14 protein-coding genes are annotated in these 18,129 nt (G+C 61.1%); 4 read left to right on the plus strand and 10 right to left on the minus strand.

The window, feature by feature from the left end:
* Positions 1-2: 2 nt before the first annotated feature.
* Both ACTQV4_RS03565 and ACTQV4_RS03570 read right to left on the minus strand, forming a co-directional pair.
* Positions 3-3,101, minus strand: coding sequence for a PD-(D/E)XK nuclease family protein (locus tag ACTQV4_RS03565; protein ID WP_441569306.1), 3,099 nt, complete (start codon positions 3,099-3,101; stop codon positions 3-5).
* A 179-nt stretch (positions 3,102-3,280) separates the two neighbouring features.
* Entirely contained in the window at positions 3,281-3,580 is a 300-nt protein-coding gene (locus tag ACTQV4_RS03570; RefSeq protein ID WP_154515917.1) for a YerC/YecD family TrpR-related protein, read from the minus strand.
* A 326-nt stretch (positions 3,581-3,906) separates the two neighbouring features.
* On the opposite strand from ACTQV4_RS03570, the gene ACTQV4_RS03575 reads away from it, so the two are divergent.
* Positions 3,907-4,272, plus strand: a complete 366-nt coding sequence (locus ACTQV4_RS03575) for a phage holin family protein (protein ID WP_427717799.1) — start codon at positions 3,907-3,909, stop codon at positions 4,270-4,272.
* Positions 4,273-4,409: 137 nt separating this feature from the next.
* On the opposite strand, the gene ACTQV4_RS03580 is transcribed toward ACTQV4_RS03575, so the two are convergent.
* Positions 4,410-4,838 carry an RrF2 family transcriptional regulator gene (locus tag ACTQV4_RS03580; protein ID WP_154515923.1) on the minus strand — a complete coding sequence of 143 codons (429 nt, stop codon included), beginning with the start codon at positions 4,836-4,838 and terminating at the stop codon, positions 4,410-4,412.
* Positions 4,839-5,090: 252 nt separating this feature from the next.
* Between ACTQV4_RS03580 and cysK the strand changes: the two genes are divergently transcribed.
* Both cysK and mnmA read left to right on the plus strand, forming a co-directional pair.
* Positions 5,091-6,029 carry a cysteine synthase A gene (gene cysK / locus ACTQV4_RS03585; RefSeq protein ID WP_441545505.1) on the plus strand — a complete coding sequence of 313 codons (939 nt, stop codon included), beginning with the start codon at positions 5,091-5,093 and terminating at the stop codon, positions 6,027-6,029.
* A 58-nt stretch (positions 6,030-6,087) separates the two neighbouring features.
* A complete protein-coding gene (gene mnmA, locus ACTQV4_RS03590; protein ID WP_441545509.1) occupies positions 6,088-7,311 on the plus strand; it encodes a tRNA 2-thiouridine(34) synthase MnmA in 1,224 nt (407 codons plus the stop codon).
* An 8-nt stretch (positions 7,312-7,319) separates the two neighbouring features.
* On the opposite strand, the gene ACTQV4_RS03595 is transcribed toward mnmA, so the two are convergent.
* From ACTQV4_RS03595 to ACTQV4_RS03610, 4 genes are all read right to left on the minus strand, one after another.
* Positions 7,320-8,693: a hypothetical protein gene (locus tag ACTQV4_RS03595; RefSeq protein ID WP_441569307.1), complete on the minus strand. Its 1,374-nt coding sequence runs from the start codon at positions 8,691-8,693 to the stop codon at positions 7,320-7,322.
* 138 nt (positions 8,694-8,831) lie between these two features.
* The gene (locus ACTQV4_RS03600) at positions 8,832-9,851 is read right to left on the minus strand and encodes a M42 family metallopeptidase (RefSeq protein ID WP_117635086.1); all 1,020 of its coding nucleotides are present in this window, start codon (positions 9,849-9,851) and stop codon (positions 8,832-8,834) included.
* A gap of 265 nt (positions 9,852-10,116) precedes the next feature.
* The gene (fucO, locus tag ACTQV4_RS03605) at positions 10,117-11,283 is read right to left on the minus strand and encodes a lactaldehyde reductase (RefSeq protein ID WP_154515935.1); all 1,167 of its coding nucleotides are present in this window, start codon (positions 11,281-11,283) and stop codon (positions 10,117-10,119) included.
* A 228-nt stretch (positions 11,284-11,511) separates the two neighbouring features.
* The gene (locus ACTQV4_RS03610) at positions 11,512-12,228 is read right to left on the minus strand and encodes a YoaK family protein (protein ID WP_154515938.1); all 717 of its coding nucleotides are present in this window, start codon (positions 12,226-12,228) and stop codon (positions 11,512-11,514) included.
* A gap of 250 nt (positions 12,229-12,478) precedes the next feature.
* Here ACTQV4_RS03610 and ACTQV4_RS03615 point away from each other — a divergent pair, with 250 nt between their 5' ends.
* Positions 12,479-14,623, plus strand: coding sequence for a YgiQ family radical SAM protein (locus tag ACTQV4_RS03615; protein WP_441569308.1), 2,145 nt, complete (start codon positions 12,479-12,481; stop codon positions 14,621-14,623).
* Here the strand turns inward: ACTQV4_RS03615 and ACTQV4_RS03620 are convergent.
* The 3 genes from ACTQV4_RS03620 to ACTQV4_RS03630 all read right to left on the minus strand — a co-directional run bounded on the left by ACTQV4_RS03620 (position 14,620) and on the right by ACTQV4_RS03630 (position 18,126).
* Positions 14,620-15,531, minus strand: a complete 912-nt coding sequence (locus ACTQV4_RS03620) for a CPBP family intramembrane glutamic endopeptidase (protein WP_441569309.1) — start codon at positions 15,529-15,531, stop codon at positions 14,620-14,622. The two genes, ACTQV4_RS03615 and ACTQV4_RS03620, sit on opposite strands and share 4 nt — an antisense overlap.
* 88 nt (positions 15,532-15,619) lie before the next feature.
* Positions 15,620-15,823 (minus strand): type II toxin-antitoxin system RelB/DinJ family antitoxin, encoded by a 204-nt coding sequence (locus ACTQV4_RS03625; protein WP_117647680.1) that lies wholly within the window; start codon positions 15,821-15,823, stop codon positions 15,620-15,622.
* A gap of 920 nt (positions 15,824-16,743) precedes the next feature.
* Positions 16,744-18,126, minus strand: a complete 1,383-nt coding sequence (locus tag ACTQV4_RS03630) for a 6-phospho-alpha-glucosidase (protein WP_427795718.1) — start codon at positions 18,124-18,126, stop codon at positions 16,744-16,746.
* Between the last annotated feature and the right edge of the window lie 3 nt (positions 18,127-18,129).

The raw sequence follows: 18,129 nt of genomic DNA on the forward strand, positions 1-18,129 counted from the left end.
GTCTACACGTCCCTCCTTACAAACGTTCCTTCGTGGTTATACGAGCAGCGGGCATGCGCGGCCTGCGTCGACGCCGGGTCGACAGCAGTGACGTTGCCCGCCTCGAGTTCGCGCAAGCGCTCGGCGATGCCGGCCTCCACGCGATCGAGCAGGGCGTCGAAGTCCATGCTGCCACCCTCGCCGGGGAAACCTTTCTTAAGGCCCGGGATGCGACCGTCGCCACGCTCCTCCTCGAGCAGCTCGGCGCTCGCGGCACCGCGCAACGCCGGCTTGCCGCCCTTGGTCGAAAAATAGAGCGCCGCACGGGTATCCAAATCCAGCGCCCGGCGCATGGCCTGGGCGTAGATGAGCGTTTGGGTATGTGGCGGCAACCAGCGCGGATCGTCGATGGGCGCCGTGCCCGATTCCTCGTCGCGCACCGTAGGGTCGGCGAGCTTAAACTCCTCAACGCCCGTGCGATGCTTGTAGTCAATCACCACAGCGCGATTCTCGGCATCCACATCCACACGGTCGATGCGCCCGCCGAGCGGCCAGCCGGCATACTCGACCTGGAGCTCGTTGAACGCAAACTCCAGGTAGCGCGGAGCGAAGGGGGCAAGCGCCTCGGACTCATAAGCAAGCACGCCCTCCAGCTGCGGCAGGATCTCGGCCACCTGACGCTCCTCCACCGCAGAGAGCGGTACCAGCGGGCCCTCGTTGCCACGCTTGCCGGCGTGCTCGGCCAAGGTCTCGGCAAAGACCTCGTGCAGCAGCTCCTGCGCACGCGGCAGGTTTTCGGGCGTCACACGCTCCATGCCCTCTTGGGGCAAACGGGCATGCAGATGTTCCAGCACGTCGTGGACAAAGTTGCCCTTCTCCATGTTGCCAAAACCCGCGTCGATAGACTGGGGCTTAACGCGATACGAGACGAACCAGCACAGCGGGCAGGTGGAATAGGCCTCGATCTGCGAGGCAGACGTCAGACGCGGTACAAGCGGCGCGTCCTCGCCCTCGCCGTCCCGACGGCGCAAGACCAGATATGGCACGGCCGCCTCGCTCAAATGCTGAGGAGCCTCGCATGCCACGCGCTCGCGCTTGAGGCCCTTGCCGGCTGCAGGGTCAAAATCACCTACGATATCGCCCTCGCCCACGCATGTCACCTGAGCGGCACCGGTGGCCTCGGCATGCGCCCGCAACTCGGTCCACACGGCAGCCGGATAGCACTCGCGCGCCTGGCGATCGTGCGTCACGCGCGCAAGCGCAACCGGGCCACGTGCCGCCCGCATCGCGTGGCCAAAGCGCACGCGCAACAAGGCCGCAGGCTCAAGCGTCACGCCCTCGCGACCAAGGTTCGCAGCCAACGTGGCCAGCGGTCCTTCCTCGTGTGAGAGCGGATAGCTGTCCAGATCGACATCGGCAAACAGCACGGCATCGTAGCTGCCGGGGCGCAGAGCCGCCACATCGGCAAGCGAGGCAAAGCGAACCTGGGCACGTGGCGCACCGTCAACCTCGTAGGTCTCGTAATCGTAGGCGGTGCTACGCTTGTCCACCTTGGTGCGAATGCCATCGAGCACGGGCACGGTCGCGGCCTGCGACACGTCGAGCGCGCGGGCGTCATTCATAAGGATGTCGATGGCGTGGCGCAGCAGGGCCGCCTCCGCTTGGCGACGAGCTTGGCCATCCAGGCTGCCCAGCGAGCGATCGGGCAACGCCTCGGCAACGGCAAGCATGGCCTTGAGCGCCGTCACGGGCTTGTCGCGCCACAGTGCCTGGAACACGTCCGAGACCACACACGGTACGTTCTTAAACCAGTTTTCGTCGCTCGCCGCCTTGCGTGCGCCCCTCACCTGGCCTTGCACGCTCTGCAGCAGGCTCTTAACGCCCGCGGTAGTCTTGCTACGCGAGAGACGCATATTCTTATCGAAGATACGGGCATTGGCTGCATCAGCGCCCGAAAGCGGGCTGTAGATCCAGTCGGCAAGCTCAGGCGCGGGCCACCACTCGGTCTTTGACGCCACACCCTCATCGGCCGCCTTCATGCGCTCGATCAAGCTGGCAAGCGCCGCAAACTGCCTGCCCGCAATGGATTGGGAAAACGCCGTGAATTCAGTTGTCTCGGCAGCGATATGACGAGCCGCCAGACGAGAGGCGAGCTCACCGAACAGCTGGGGTGCCCGGGCAGAAACAACGAGCACGCGTACGGGGTCGGCGGAGAGGCCGGCGGTATCGTCGGCCCCGAAACCCTGGCGCGCTTTTACCAGATCATCAATTGCGTCCGCATAAGCATGAGCGCGGGCGTGGGGGCCCGCGACCTCAATAAAGGCAGGCTGAGAGGTAGCTCCACAAGCGGCATCAGACGCGACGGCGTCCTCCCCCAGCGGCGCGACCTCAAACAGCACACCGCTGGCATCAAATGCCGCGGCAAGTTCCTCGCGCATCGCCGCCTGCTCGCGAGCAAGCAGCACGACGACCTCTCCCCCACTGTTCGCCACAGCAGACAGCAGCTCGAGCAGACCGTGCGTAAACGACGTGACGCCGCGTACACAGACGGCACGGGCGCACGCCGGCAGATTATCGGCCAGAGCGCTGGCCATAATGTCAGCCGCCTCGCAGGGCTCGACCATATCTCGACGGTCCAGACCGCCCGCGTAGGCACGCAAAAGCTCGAACACACGAGCCTCGGCATCGCTTTTTGGCTCAGGCCGGCAATTGTTGCCACGGCATCGCTCGGCAGCTGTCCCCGCCACACCTGGCAGCACATCGCGGGCCATGCGCGCAAGCATGCGCACCGTGCCCTGGCTGCGCGAAAGCGGCTGCAGGTCGACATCATCGAGACGCGTGACCATGTCCGAAAACAGCATCTGGCGCTGCAGGTTGTCGACGAAACCGCGCCCGTCGCCCAAAAGCTCCCAAAGCGAGCGAAGCCACGACACGGGCGTCTTGTAATCGATGCCCAGCGAAACGCCGGCTTCCGCCGCATCATGACGGCACAGGTCGAGCTCGGCAAACGTTGGCGCCAGCAGCACGGCACGCCCGTGGCGGGCAATAAGGTCGGCAAGCAGCGCCGACTCGGCATCGCTCAAATCCGTGCCGGCATTAGTGGTATAGATTCGAACAGGCATGGTCCTCCACTCAAACTGTTCGCAATAATCAATGCATCCATCCTACCCGCCCAAGCGGACACATTGCCACCGCAGCTTCATCTTTTGGCGCTTTGGAGACAAGTCGCTTTGCACCAATTATTCGACATATAAAAACCGCCCCCGGAGGAGCGGTTTTTCACAATTCGTTTTGCCGCGGCCTATTCGCCATCCTCCAGCTTAATGAGGATCTTGCGGTAGCCACCGTACTCGCCGTTGAGCGCCTTGGATACACGGCTCACCGTGGTGGACGAAGCGCCGGTACGGACCTGAACCTCGACATAGGGCTCGCCCTCGTCCAGGTAGCGCGCGACCTGCAGACGCTGCGATAGATCGCAAATCTCGCGCGGTGTGCAGATATCGGTCAAAAACGCTTGGATATCTTTCTCGTCGTCCAAAAGACTAAATGCGTGGACTAGCTGCTTGACATCAGGCTTGTCAAACATGTTCTCGATATTCATCGATCACCGCCAAACCCGCCAAAAGGCATCGAAGTTGATACTGGCACCGGGCATCGTTCGCCCATTCTATGCAATAGGGCAACGCATGTGGCTTTTGCCCGTAGCAGTTTAGCACACCACCAAACTAAAGTGACAAGACTCTCTGTCAGCGGCGCGTTTTTTAGGACGAACGCCGTTTTGAAACCGAATGCGCACGCAAGCTCCACGAATATCTGAGACAATGGGCGCCCAACGCAGAGGCGCACGCCAAGGCAACCGTCCGATTCGCCGCGGCAAACGAGCTTACGCGCCACCAACACGTCACGCGCACCGGAAAGGAACCCACCATGCGCTTCTTGCTCAACTGGCTTTTGACCTCAATCGCTATCGCGATCGCCACGTTCCTCGTCCCCGGCATTCAGCCCTTCGGCATGGCCGACGCCTGGGTCTGCTTTGCCTTTGTGGGACTGTTCCTCAACGTCGTCGACTCGCTCGTTAAGCCGCTCCTGACGGTCATCTCGCTGCCGCTCACCATTATCACGCTGGGTATTTTTCAGCTTGTAGTCAACAGCTTTATGCTCGAGCTTGCCAGCTACCTATCGGTAAATCTGCTGGGCGCGGGCATCTCCATTGCCAGCTTTGGGTCGGCCTTTATGGGTAGCATTTTGGTGTCCATCACTCGAAGCATCTTCGACAGCATCGCCAGGAACTAAAGCAACCGGATACGGACCGCCACAACACGCCAAAACGAAGGCCGTCCATCGCAACGATGGACGGCCTTCGCCTTTGTCAGGCCTCAGAGGACAAGAAAATCTACCATTTCTACCCCGTCCCCAAATGGCTGGTGGGGCTAGATGACGTAGTCGTAGCCCCCGTTGGGGGCGACGAGTGCATCGAGCGTCACACCGTCGAGGTAGTCGTTGATGAGCTTGTCCAGGTTCTTCCACACGTCGAGCGTGGGGCACTCATCAGATCGCGAGCAGCCCTTGCAGTCGCCATCCAGGCAGGCGACCGGCGCCAGGCTGCCCTCGGTCAGGCGCAAGATCTCTCCCACCGTGTACTGCTCGGGCGGGCGCGTGAGCACGTAGCCGCCGCCCTTGCCACGCATGCCCGAGAGCATGTTGGCGCGCACGAGCGTAGCCAAGATGTTCTCGAGATATTTCTCGGAAATCCCCTGTCGCGCCGCAATCTCTTTGAGCGGGATGCGACCGGCCGCCTGGTGCTCGGCCAGGTCGACCATAACGCGCAGGGCGTACCTGCCCTTAGTAGAAACCAACATATATAGTGCTGCCTTTCGGTCTTTTAATCCGTTGAAATTCTAGCCGAAAAATTGGCTTTGAAAATACCCATTCCAGTCAAGGTGGTTAATCGGCTCGTAATAATCTCCTATTTCCTATTGCATTACTAGGCTTTAGTGTCTACTATGCTTGCCAACAGGTAAATGAGCAACCTATAAGGTTTATGGGTTTATCTACTAGGCCACCGTAAAACCACACGGTATCCAGTCATTTGAACACTTTGGAGGTTCACCATGAGCAAGGTTTATACGTCCATCGATCAGCTTATCGGCCACACCCCGCTTTTGGAGCTCACTCACTTTGAGGCCGATGAGGACCTTAAGGCCCGCGTGCTCGTCAAATTGGAATACTTCAACCCCGCCGGATCCGTCAAAGACCGCGTCGCCAAGAACATGATTGACGAGGCCGAGAAGGCCGGCAAGCTCGTGCGCGGCGGCGACTATACCATCATCGAGCCCACGAGCGGCAACACCGGCGTCGGCATCGCCTCGGTGGCGGCGGCTCGCGGCTACAAGGTGATCATCACCATGCCCGAGACCATGTCCGTCGAGCGCCGCAAGCTTATGCAGGCATACGGCGCACAGCTCGTGCTCACCGACGGCTCCAAGGGCATGAAGGGCGCCATCGCCAGGGCCGAGGAGCTGCAGAAGGAGACCCCCAACAGCATCATCGCCGGCCAGTTCGTGAACCCCGCCAACCCCGCCATCCATAAGGCCACGACCGGCCCCGAGATCTGGAACGACACCGACGGCAAGGTCGACATCTTCGTCGCCGGCGTTGGCACCGGCGGCACCGTGACCGGTGTGGGCGAGTTCCTCAAGGAGCAGAACCCCGAGATTCAGGTTGTCGCCGTCGAGCCCGCCACCTCCCCGGTACTCTCCAAGGGCCAGGCCGGTCCGCACAAGATCCAGGGCATCGGTGCCGGCTTTGTGCCCGACGTCCTCGACACCCAGGTCTATGACGAGATCATCCCCGTCGAGAACGACGACGCCTTTGCCACCGGCCGCGCCGTGGGCCACAAGGAGGGCGTGCTCGTGGGCATTTCGTCCGGTGCCGCCGTGTGGGCCGCGCTGCAGCTGGCCAAGCGCCCCGAGAACGAGGGCAAGACCATCGTCGCACTGCTCGCCGATACCGGTGAGCGCTACCTGTCCACGGCACTGTTCCAGGACTAGAGCCTTTTTTCCCATAGGTTGAGCTCAGGGACGAACCTGCCTCCTCTCTCCCGGCGGTCTGAGCCCATCCCGTCAGGGTGTCCCACGAGACGTCCGAACTTGCTACAATGTCTGCGGCGCGGAACCAGCCTCCCGCGCCGCTTTTCTTTTTTGGCCACATGCCACCAAGGAGAACCTCCCCATGCACAACAAGCGCGTGCTCGTCGCCATGAGCGGCGGCGTCGATTCCAGCGTGACTGCCTATCTGCTCAAGTGCCAAGGCTACGAATGCGTCGGTGCCACTATGCGCCTCACCTGCCCTGCGCCCGATCCCGTCACGGGCATGAGCAAGGTCGACCGCGACATCGCCGATGCAAAGGCCGTCGCCGATCGCCTGGGGATACCTCACCATGTGCTCGACCTGCAGCAGGCCTTCGACCGCAACGTTATCGAGCGCTTCGTGACCGCCTACCAGGAGGGGCTGACGCCCAACCCGTGCATCATCTGCAACCGCCATATTAAGTTTGGCGCGCTGCTCGACGCGGCGCTCGATATGGGCTGCGACTACATTGCCACGGGTCACTACGCCAAAACGAGCCAAGCGCCCGATGGCACCTGGCAGCTGCACCGCGGCGAAGACTCCAAGAAGGACCAGAGTTACTTTTTGTATTCGCTCACGCAAGAGCGCCTGGCACGCACAATCTTTCCGCTGGCAGGGTTGGACAAAGAGCGCGACGTGCGCCGCATTGCCGCCGAGCAGGGCTTCATCAACGCCAAGAAGGCCGAGAGCGAGGATATCTGTTTTATCGCGGACGGCGACTACGCGGGCTATATCGAGCGCCGCTGTGGGCATGCCGCCGAGCCGGGCGATATTGTATGGCGCGACGGCAGCGTGGTCGGACGCCACAACGGCGCACTGCGCTATACCGTCGGCCAGCGCAAGGGCTTGGGCGTCGCGATGGCGCGCCCCGTGTATGTAACGGGCGTCGATGCCGCCAACAACATTGTGCATCTGGGCGAGGCTGAGGACCTGACGGCGACAGCACTCACGGCCAACGACTGGATCTGGAGCGCCCCTGCCGACCGCATGGAGGCAGAGCTCACGTCCGGCGACATTCGCGTGGGCACCAAGTACCGCTACCGTCAAAAGGACCAGGCAGCGACCCTTACACGTGGCGCCGACGGACAGATGCTTCTGACCTTTGACGAGCCGCAGCGCGCCGTCGCCCCCGGACAGGCCGTCGTTATCTATCGCGGCGACGTCGTCCTGGGCGGCGGCACGGTAACTGCCGCCATCAGGTAGCTGCAGGATTATCGCCGCACGTGTCGAAGCACTTCAACAGCAGCATTCACCTCGATAACGCGACGCTCGAGGCCGCGGCAAATGGACTCGAGCCGGCCCTCCGCTGTGGCCCATTCGCTCTGCGAAAGAATCTCGATCGCCTCATCAACAAATCCGTTGAGCCGCGATGAATCGAACCAATCGAGTGAGTCCGCAAGCGCCAGCTGGACGGAAGGGTCGGGCCCAAACGGCTTAGCAGAAAACCCAAACTCCCCAGCTGCGAGCACGGCAGTTGGTACGTTGTACCACAGGCAGTTGCCGCTATCGAACAGCGGAGCAGGCCTTATCTCCAGGGTGTCGACATTGCGGATGATGCCGAAGTTTCGCCAATGGCGATCGCTGTTGGCCAAAAGGGCATCGCAGACAATCATCTGCGACATAGACCTTCTCACGGCAGCCTCGTCTGCTCCATGCTTACCAAGGAAGCGGCAGTACCGGTCGTATGTCGAGTTTCCCCGCTGGTTACCAAGTGCGCCCTTAACGTAAACAGCCGGAACGTATTCCTCGCGGCCGTCAAGAAAGTCGTCGCACAGACACACAGGGCCATCGAACATCCGCTCAACCGTATAAGGAACAAACTCGCCCTCCGACAACAAGCGACGATGTAGAGCCGTTGCAACCGCCTCGTTAAAGGGACGCTGATCGTCCATGCCGCAACCTTTAGCCAAGACGCGAATGCCGTTTCGGATCATCCACGATTTAGGGAGCTCGCCCTCGGACGTGTTATCCGGATTTTTAAGACCGATGCCCTCCAGCCAACCCGAACGTCCCTCGGGCGCCGATCGCTCAAAATCATTCTCGAAGTAATTGAGGTTTCGCCATTTGAGCCCGTCGCATTCTGCCGGCCGCAGCCAATAGCAATCCGAAAGCGAGAGGCCCAGGCACTGAACCGGGACCTCGATGCCACTGGCAATTCCCAGTTCACGATAGCGCGAGACGAGTCCGGGGCGAACATCGGGCACCGACCGATGGCTCCACCACACGTTGAGCTCCCGTTTATTCACCGTAGGAGAAGAGCTCGAGCACGTGCCAAACGGCATTCGTTGTGCATCGAGGACCTCCGCGATTTCGAAGGGAAATTCGCGCGACGGATCAAATGAGACATGCGCGACCTCATGGTCGGCCGACATCAGCGTAAACTTGCGCCCCACATCGGCCGCAAGACGGCGTCCACGTTTGCGGACCTTTTGATAAGCGACCGCGGAATTGTACTCGACCATCTTCCGTCCGCCCACAATATCGCACGCGAGCGTTCCCGATGCGGCAAGTTGAGATATGCGGGCTTTCGTAACGCCCAGCAGGCGGGCAGCATCACCCATAGACAAGTACTCAGACGTATCCATACACCGCATCACCTCGTTAAGTAATTTACACGTTTAGTTAATAGATTACATACATCATAATACTAAACGACCCAAAGCGAAAAAAAGCCCGAGAAATCGGGCTTTAGCGATTGGTCAGCCGAGTCGCAAGCTGCTCCCCTAGCGCTGAACGTAGGCGCGAACCAGCTCGTAGGTATTGCGCACGCCGTCGATGTGGCTGCGCTCGTAGTTGTGGCTCGCGTACACGCCAGGGCCGATCAGGCCGTGACGGATGTCGTAGCCGGCGGAAAGCGTGGCCTCAACGTCCGAGCCGTAATGCGGGTACACGTCGATGGCGTAATCGAGCTCCAGCTCGCGCGCGATATTGGACAGCGTGGTCACCAGATCGTAGTTGTAGGGGCCGCCCGAATCCTTGGCGCAAATCGACACCATGCGCTCGGTGCAGCCCAGATCGTCACCCACGCAACCCATGTCAACGCTGATCATCTCGCGCGTGTCGGCCGGCACAAAGGCACCACCGTGGCCGACCTCCTCGTACACCGTAAAGAGCAGTGAAACCTTGCGCGAAAGCGTCACCTCGCCAGCGGCGACGGCACGCGCCAAGCCCAGCAAAATGGAGGCCGACAGCTTGTCATCCAGGAAGCGGCTCTTAATGTAGCCGCTCTCCGTCACCGTGGTACGCGGGTCCATAGCGATGATGTCGCCCGTCTGAATGCCCAGCTCAAGCACGTCATCCTTGCTGTCGACATTCTCATCGAGCAGGATTTCCATGTTCTTCTCGATGGTCTTGACCGGCTCGTCGGCCACGTGCGCCGAAGGCTCGGTATTGAGGACCACACCCGTGTACACATTGCCATCGCGCGTGTAGACGGTGCAGTTCTCGCCATCGGCCGTAGACCACTGATGCCCGCCGAGCGTCGTGGGACGCAGGCGACCATTGTCCTTAATGGAGCGCACCATGGCGCCCAGGGTATCGACATGGCTCGCCAACACAAGCGGCTCGCCCTCGCCGCCAAGCTCAACCAGCACGTTGCCCTTATTGGAACGCTCGGGGCCAAAGCCCATATCGCGCAACGTTTCCATTAGATAATCAGTCGCCGCACGGGTATAGCCCGTAGGCGAAGCAATCGAGGTAAGCGCCTTCAACTGGTCAGTAATATAGGAGAGCGTAGAATCCATCTTGGACACCAAAGTCACCCTTTCATATCGATTTAAACCCACAGCAACAATACCACCGCGAACCATCTTTTTACCTAGCGAGACAACCCATTGGGCTTCTCAGAGCGGCGCCCACCACGATAACGAGCCGGCGGGCCCCTGCCCGTTAGCCCCACAATCTTTCCGCAGGACAGAAGGAGGCCCCGCCGCACGTAGTGCGCAGCGGGGCCTCCGACATGTCCGAGGACGATTGTGGGGCTAACGGGCAGGGGCCCGCCGAACCATGTTAGGCAGCCGGGCAGATCTTCTTGAAGAGCTCGATGACGTCGTCGAGCGTCGCCTCACGCGGGTTGCCCGGGAAGCAGGCATCGGCCATGGCGTCCTTGGCCAGGACCTCGATCTCGTCAGCCTTCATGGCCTCGCAGACGTGCGGGATGTTCACGTCAGCGGAGAGCTGCTTAACGGCGGCGATAGCGGCGTCGGCAGCCTCATCGGTGCTCATGCCCGTGGTGTCAACGCCCATGGCGACGGCGACCTTGGCCAGGCGCTCGGCGCAAACCGGCTTGTTGAACTCCATGGCAATCGGCAGCAGCATGGCGCAAGCGACGCCGTGCGGGGTGTCGTAGTGAGCGGACAGGGTGTGAGCCATGGCGTGATCGATGCCCAGGCCAACGTTAGAGAAGCCCATGCCGGCGACATACTGACCAAGAGCCATGCCCTCGCGGCCGGAGCCAGGCTGGCCGGACTTGGCCTCGGCAACGGAGTCGCGCAGGTTCTCGCTGATCAGCTTGATGGCCTCAAAGTGGAACATGTCGGAGAGCTCCCAAGCGCCCTTGGTGGTGTAGCCCTCGATGGCGTGGGTCAGAGCGTCCATGCCGGTGGAAGCGGTCAGGCCGGCGGGCATGGAAGCCATCATGTCGGGGTCGACGACGGCGACCTCGGGGGCGTCGTTGGTGTCGACGCACACGAACTTGCGGACCTTCTCGGGGTCGGTGATGACGTAGTTGATGGTCACCTCAGCAGCGGTACCGGCGGTCGTCGGCACGGCGATGGTGAACACGGCGTGGTTCTTAGTGGGAGCAACGCCCTCGAGGCTGCGGACATCGGCGAACTCGGGGTTGTTGATGATGATGCCGATGGCCTTGGCAGTGTCCATAGAGGAGCCGCCACCGACGGTCACGATAGCATCAGCCTCGGCGGCCTTGAAGGCCTCGACGCCGTCCTTGACGTTCTGAATAGTGGGGTTGGGCTTGATCTCGGAGTAGAGGCTCCAAGCGATGCCGGCGGCATCGAGCTCGTCGGTCACCTTAGCGGTAACGCCAAACTTGACCAGATCGGGGTCGGAGCAGACGAAAATCTTCTTGTAGCCGCGACGCTGGAGCTCGCCGGGGATCTCCTTGATGGCGCCGGAACCATGATAAGAAATGGTGTTGAGAACGAAACGATTAGCCATTGATAGCCTCCCATCGTGTGCGGGGCACCCATTACGCCCCACGCTATGGCTCCCATCCTAACGCTTTTGAAGCGAAAAACGCGTGAGAATGTCAGATTATTTAAAGCGTTTCAACAACTGGTATCGTCACCGCCTGACCACTAAACAAAAAGGGGCGGCCGAGATGACCGTCCCCTCCCCATTATTGATCAGTGTGGCAAGGGGTCAGCCCCTTGCCACACCCTGCCGCTATTTTTGGCAGGCCTCTTTCCAATCTTCGCAGGCGCGCTTCCAGCGAAAACGCAGGTCGCGCTCGCGGTCGATAAACATGATGGCAAACGCCACGAACAGCAGCACGCTCGCCACCGCAATAGCGTGCAGCCCCATGCGCTCAATACACCAGTTTCCCAGCACAGCGCCAAACACAAAGGTAAAGATCACGCCAAAGTACAGCAGGCCGTTTTCCAAAAAGCCGCGCTTGTGGGTGATGATGTAGTCGTCCACGTTTTGCAGCGCGTTGCGCAGGTTACCGATGCACATGGTCGTGGCAATGCCGTGACCGTGGATCTTGCGGAAGCTCTCGACCTGCATACCGCAGGCAAACGAGATGAGGCAGTTGGCGAGCAAGTTGTAGCCGCCACCGGGGATAAAGCTCACGCCCAGCAAGATGACGGCTTCAAAGAACACCGTCACCTGGCGCCAGTGAATCACGCTGCCAAACCGTTCGTGTACCAGGTCGGCAAGCATAATGCCCACGGCAAACGACACCACAGGGAAGAAATAGCGCCCCGCGAGCGCCCAATTGCCCTCCGAGATGCTCACGCCCACCAGCAAGATGTTGCCCGTCTGCGCGTTGGCGAAAACATGGTCGCGCCCAATGTACGAATAAACGTCCATAAAGCCACCGGCGAGCGCCAAGATGATGCCCAGCTCAATAGACTCCGATATCTGTTTGGCACGCTGCATCGTCGTGCGCCCTCCTTGTTGACGACCCTCTCGTGCGTTGGCGGAAACATAGCCGCCGTTCATACTGTAACCCATTGACAACATGGCGCGCCCGCGAGACGGACTCCCCAACGCGCAGATACACCGTCTGGAAACAAACGGCGGGCGCGGCATCGACACCCGACACCTCGTGTACTCCACCAGTCTTTTTAGCCCCGTCCCAAAAAGACTGGTTACAATTACGTGCAGCATACAAACACCGGGAGGAATCGTGGCAAAAAAGCCCCAGGACGCTCAGCACAACCAGCACGGCAAGCATGCCCAACGCGGCCAGCAGCAAAAGCGTGGAAGCAAAGCCCAGGGCTCGCGCCCCGCGCATGTCCCGGCAGCGCCTGTCCGCCCCTGGCGCCCGGGCCGCGATAAGTTCCTCCCCGTCAGCCGCGCCGACATGGATGCGCGCGGCTGGGACCAGTGCGACTTTGTCTACATCTGCGGCGACGCCTACGTGGACCATCCCAGCTTTGGCATGGCCATCATCAGCCGCGTCCTCGACGCGCACGGCTACAAGGTGGGCATCATCTGCCAACCCGACTGGACCGACCCCGCCAGCATCACCGTGCTCGGCGAGCCGCGCTTGGGCTTTCTCGTCAGCGCCGGCAACATGGACTCCATGGTCAACCACTATTCGGTGACCAAGCACCGCCGCCACACCGACGCCTATACCCCCGGTGGCGAGGAGGGGCACCGCCCCAACCGTGCCGTCACGGTCTACGGCAACCTCATCCGCCAGACATTCAAGGACGCCCCCATCATTATCGGCGGCATCGAGGCAAGCCTGCGTCGCTTGGCCCACTACGACTACTGGCAGGACAAGCTCAAGCGCTCGGTACTGCTCGACTCGGGTGCCGACATCCTCATCTACGGCATGGGCGAGCACGCGATTGTCGAGATCGCCGACGCGCTCGACGCGGGACTGCCCGTCGATCAGATCACCTATATCAATGGCACCGTCTACCGCACGGGTTCGCTCGACGAGGTCTACGACTACGACCTGCTGCCCAGTTGGGACGACCTTACCGCCGACAAGCTCAACTACGCGCGCAGCTTTAACGTGCAGCAGCAGAATATGGACCCCATCACCGGACATCGCCTGGTAGAGCCCTACCCCAACAGCGTCTATGTGGTGCAGAACCCGCCGTCGGCGACGCTCACCACCGACGAGATGGACGAGGTGGCCGAGCTCCCCTACGCACGCGATTGGCATCCCGATTACGACGCGGCGGGCGGCGTGCCGGCCTTTGCCGAGATCAAGTTTTCGATCAGCTCCAACCGCGGCTGTTTTGGCGAGTGCTCGTTTTGCGCGCTCACCTTCCACCAGGGTCGCGTGCTGCAGATGCGCAGCCACGACTCGATCATGCGCGAAGCCGAGCTGCTCACGCGCGATCCCGAGTTTAAGGGCTATATCAACGACGTGGGCGGGCCGACGGCCAACTTTAGCCGTCCCGCCTGCGACAAGCAGCTCAAGCACGGCGTATGCAAGAACAAGCGATGCCTGTGGCCGAGCGTGTGCAAGAACATGGTGGTCGACGAGAGCGGCTACACCCAGCTGCTGCGCGACCTGCGCCAGCTGCCGGGCGTCAAGAAGGTCTTTGTCCGCAGCGGCATCCGCTTCGACTACACCATGGCCGATGCCTCGGACGAGTTTTTGCGCGAGCTGCTGGAGCACCACGTCTCGGGCCAGCTGCGCGTAGCACCCGAGCACGTGAGCGACGCGGTGCTGTCCGTGATGGGCAAACCGAGCCGAGCCGTCTACGACGCATTCTGCCGTAAATTTGAACGATTGAACCGCGAGTACGGACTCAAGCAGTACGTGGTGCCGTATCTGATCTCGAGCCACCCCGGATCGACGATGAAGGAAGCCGTGGACCTTGCCGAGGCCGTGCGAGACATGGGCTACATGCCCGAGCAGGTGCAGGACTTCTACCCCACGCCGTCCACCATGTCGACGTGCATGTACTACACCGGCGTGGACCCGCGCACCATGGAGCCGATCTATGTGGCGCGCGACCCGCACGAGAAGGCCATGCAGCGCGCGCTCATCCAGTATCGCAAGCCCGAGAACTACAAGCTCGTGCGCGAGGCGCTAGAGAAAGCCGGGCGTCGCGATTTGATCGGCTACACCAAGCATTGCCTGATCCGCCCCGTGCCGCCACGCCCGGGCGAGACATCTGCCGGCGGCGGACATGGCACCGGCAAGAAGGGCGGCAAGGGCCACGGTGGCGCTGGCGGCGCTGGAGCCAAGGGGCCCAAGGGCAGCAAGGGGCACAGCGGCATGTCGCGCGCGCAGAACACCGCCGGGCGCAACCGTGCGGCTCAGGGGCGTCAGGGTGCCAACGGAGGCGGTCGCCGCAACTAAGGCAGCAGTGCGCTCGCTGCGTCCATCCCACACGCGTGGCGCAGCGAGCGCATTGCCTCAACGAGGATGACGCCGGCGATAGCGACCGTGACCACCACGTCGAGCGGCGTGTTCACAAACCACAGCAGGCCCATGAGATACGACCCGGCATTAAAGGCAAAGTGCAGCAGGATCGTGTAGCGGAGCTTTCCGGTCGTCACGAGCACCCAACCAAAGCTGAGGGCGGCGGCACCCGCGTAGCAACCCTGCACCCAATTCATGTGCATAAAACCGAAGATTGCCGCCTGCAGCATAATCGCCGCGGCGACACCCCACGTGCTTGGGGCCGCCCAGGGCACTATGGCGCCGTCTTGCGCACTCGCACGACGCCGGCGCTTCCAGAGCGGACGGCACTGGGGATTAAACGCACGCAGCGAAAACTCAAAGATAACACCGCGCACCAGGAGCTCTTCGCAAAACGGCGCGCCGAGCACCGTGGTCAGGACGGCAAGAGGACTGGTATCGCCCATGCCCGTTTCCTCGACAAGCTCGCTGTAGTCGGCCGCGGCATCGGGCAACAGAGACAGCACGGCGTCGGTCACGTAGCTAACGACCACCTGCAGGGCAAGACCGATCACGATAACGCAGGCGATGCGTTTCCACGCCCCACGCGCTCCCCCGCCGAGCGGATGCTCGCTTTGCGAGCGCGCCATAAACGAGCGCGGCCACAGATAACGCCACCACAGCAGCGCCATCAAAAACGACGCCGTCTGAGCGGCGGCTTGGAACCATTGAATATCGAGATTGTCGATCGGATAGCCCGTCAGCACCGACACGGCATCGAGAACAGAAAACAGAACCACGCTCAGGGCTATATCGGCAGCGACAACGCCAAAACAGGCGAGCGCCCACGCTATCGCATTGAGCATGCCAGCCTCCTCAAAACCCGGTACTTGGGGACGTTCCTTAACTGCCGGCAGAAAATGAACGTCCCCAAGTACCGGCAGTTTGGGACAGTCATTGTTGATGAGAATCGGGTGCAGTGCCAAAGGCCCCGCTGGGCGAAATGTCGAACGGGAAGGTGCCGCAGCGATTGAACGCGGCGATAAACATGCGGATGGCGTTGGACGGCGTGGTGCCCACGAGCTGGGTTGCCGCCGCGAAGGCCGCCTTTTCCTCGGGCAAGACCTTCGCGACAACCGGGGTCATGTGTTCTGCCATGGCGCTTCCTTTTTGAAACAACGGTAGTGCGGATAGATGCGGGCCACGCGGCTGGGCGACGGGCTGTGAAGGCAACCCGATTGGCCCGCATCTGGAGATTGTTTCTGCGGCGTTAGTATTACTTGGTATTTCTATGTTATACCCGGCAGATAGAATACCACACCCGGTCCCATGGGGACGGAGAAAAGACGGATTATTTTGTTGCTGGGTTAGTATTTAGAGCGTGATGATGTCCGAGATATCGAGGGCCTAAGCGTCGGCGTATGGCGCGCCCAGGCTGGGTATCCGGCGCATGGCGCCCTATTGTCTTGCATAATTTCGCTTGCGTCATGCATAAATAGACGGGGGTGCCCCTTCCCGTCCAAACGTACCCCCGCTTGGACCGTGCAAAAACCGGAGTTTTCAGCATCGCGGCCCCCGCAGGCGGTGCCGCAAATCGTGGACGCCGCGCGATTGGCGTCGTTTTGGGGCACGGCGCGACGCGAAACGCGCGTTATCGCCGCGCCGGACGCCGCCAGCCAACCCAAATCGCCTGCCGAAGGATCCCGCTGGCTCAAAAAGACGATTCCGGCGCGTATGCAGTCACCCCGGCTTGCTGAAAACTCCCGAAAATGCACGGCGCGCCCCGGGGGACCCGTGCGCGCCACGAAAAACACGCCCGCATCCAAAAGAATGCGAGCGCGAAAGCCGGATGGCGGCAAGGGCGCCAGGCAGCGGGCGAAATCCCCGGCGTGTCCGCCCGGGCACCGCAGCCGCGGCGCGTCAGCAGAAAACCTCATGCCCTGCGTTGATGTCAGAGAGCCCATCCCCCGTATCAATCCTTTGCGCAAAACGGAAATGCCTCGTCCGCGCAAGCACGCGGACGAGGCATTAATCATGTTTTGCGGTCAGCGACTCTTTTGCGCCAGCGTCTTCTGCCTTTAGCTAAGCTCGGGCCAGTAACCCTTGTTGGCCTCGATCATGTCGTCGAGAACCTCCTTGGCGACCTTCATCGACGGCACGGTCTTGTTCAGCGTAAAGGCCTTGAGCGCCTTCTCGTACGAACCCTCGATCGTAGCCTCGACCAGGAGCTTCTCGGAGTTCAGCTGCTGCATCATGAGGCCCTGCTGGAACAGCGGAATGTTGTCGCGGCTGATGACTTCGGGGCCGTTCTTGCCAATGTAGGCAGGCAGCTCGACCATGGCGTCGTAGGGCATGTTGGGGATAGCGCCCTTGTTCTCGCAAATGACCAGGAAGCGCTGCTTGGTGTCGTTCTTCAGAGCGATAGCCAGGTCGGCAATCCAGTCGCCGTGGCTGCCCGCATAGAACGTGCTCTCGTCGATCTCGCCCGTCTTCTCGTAGTGATCGATACCATCAAAAAGGTTCTTCTCGCGCGTCTCCTCGACCTCATTCGCACGGGTGCGCTCGGGGTTGGAGTGCTCGACGAACTCCTTCTGCTGCAGGTAGTAGTTCAGATACGTGTTGGGCAGATACTCCGGGAAGCACTCCATGATCTCGTACACGCCCTTCCAGACGTAGTACCAGCTGCCCTTGGTGTGACGGTTCTGCTCGGGATGCTCGTCGGTGGCCTCCTCGGGCTTCTTGGACATCAGCGAGCTCATGCCCTTGAGGTACGAATCGGCCAGCAGAATCTCATGCTCCTTGATGTACTCGCGCAGCTGCGGGAGCACCTCCTCGCCCTTGTGGCGGATCGAGGTGAACCAACCAAAGTGGTTGAGGCCAAAGTAATCGTACTCGACATCCTTCTTGTCGATATCGAGCGCAGCGCAAACCACGTCGATAATCGCGATCGGCATGTCGCAGATGTTGATGATGCGAGCATTGGGACGCAGAACGCGGCAGGCCTCGGAGACGATGGCGGCAGGGTTAGAGTAGTTGAGAATCCAGTAGTCCTTCTTGGCGTACTTCTCAACGTCATCGATCAGCTCGACCATGGGGAAGATGGTACGCATGCCATAGGCAAGGCCGCCGCAACCGCAAGTCTCCTGACCCACGCAGCCGTGACGCAGCGGAATCTTCTCGTCCTGCTCGCGCATGGCATAGCCGCCCACGCGCATCTGGGCAAACACGAAGCTCGCGTCGGTAAAAGCCGTCTTTTTGTCGGTGGTCACCGTGAGCTTGATGTCCAGGCCGAGGTCCTCGTGCAAAATCCAGTCCACGAGCACGCCGATCTTGCGCTGGCGCTCCTCGTTGATGTCGTACAGACGAATCTCGTCAACATCGAGCTCGTCCTTGCGCAGGGCGATGGACTTGACGATGCCGGGGGTAAAGGTGGATCCGCCACCACACAGAGTAATGATCATTGT

The sequence above is a fragment of the Collinsella sp. LCP19S3_B11 genome, assembly GCF_052121915.1.
Lineage (GTDB): Bacteria > Actinomycetota > Coriobacteriia > Coriobacteriales > Coriobacteriaceae > Collinsella.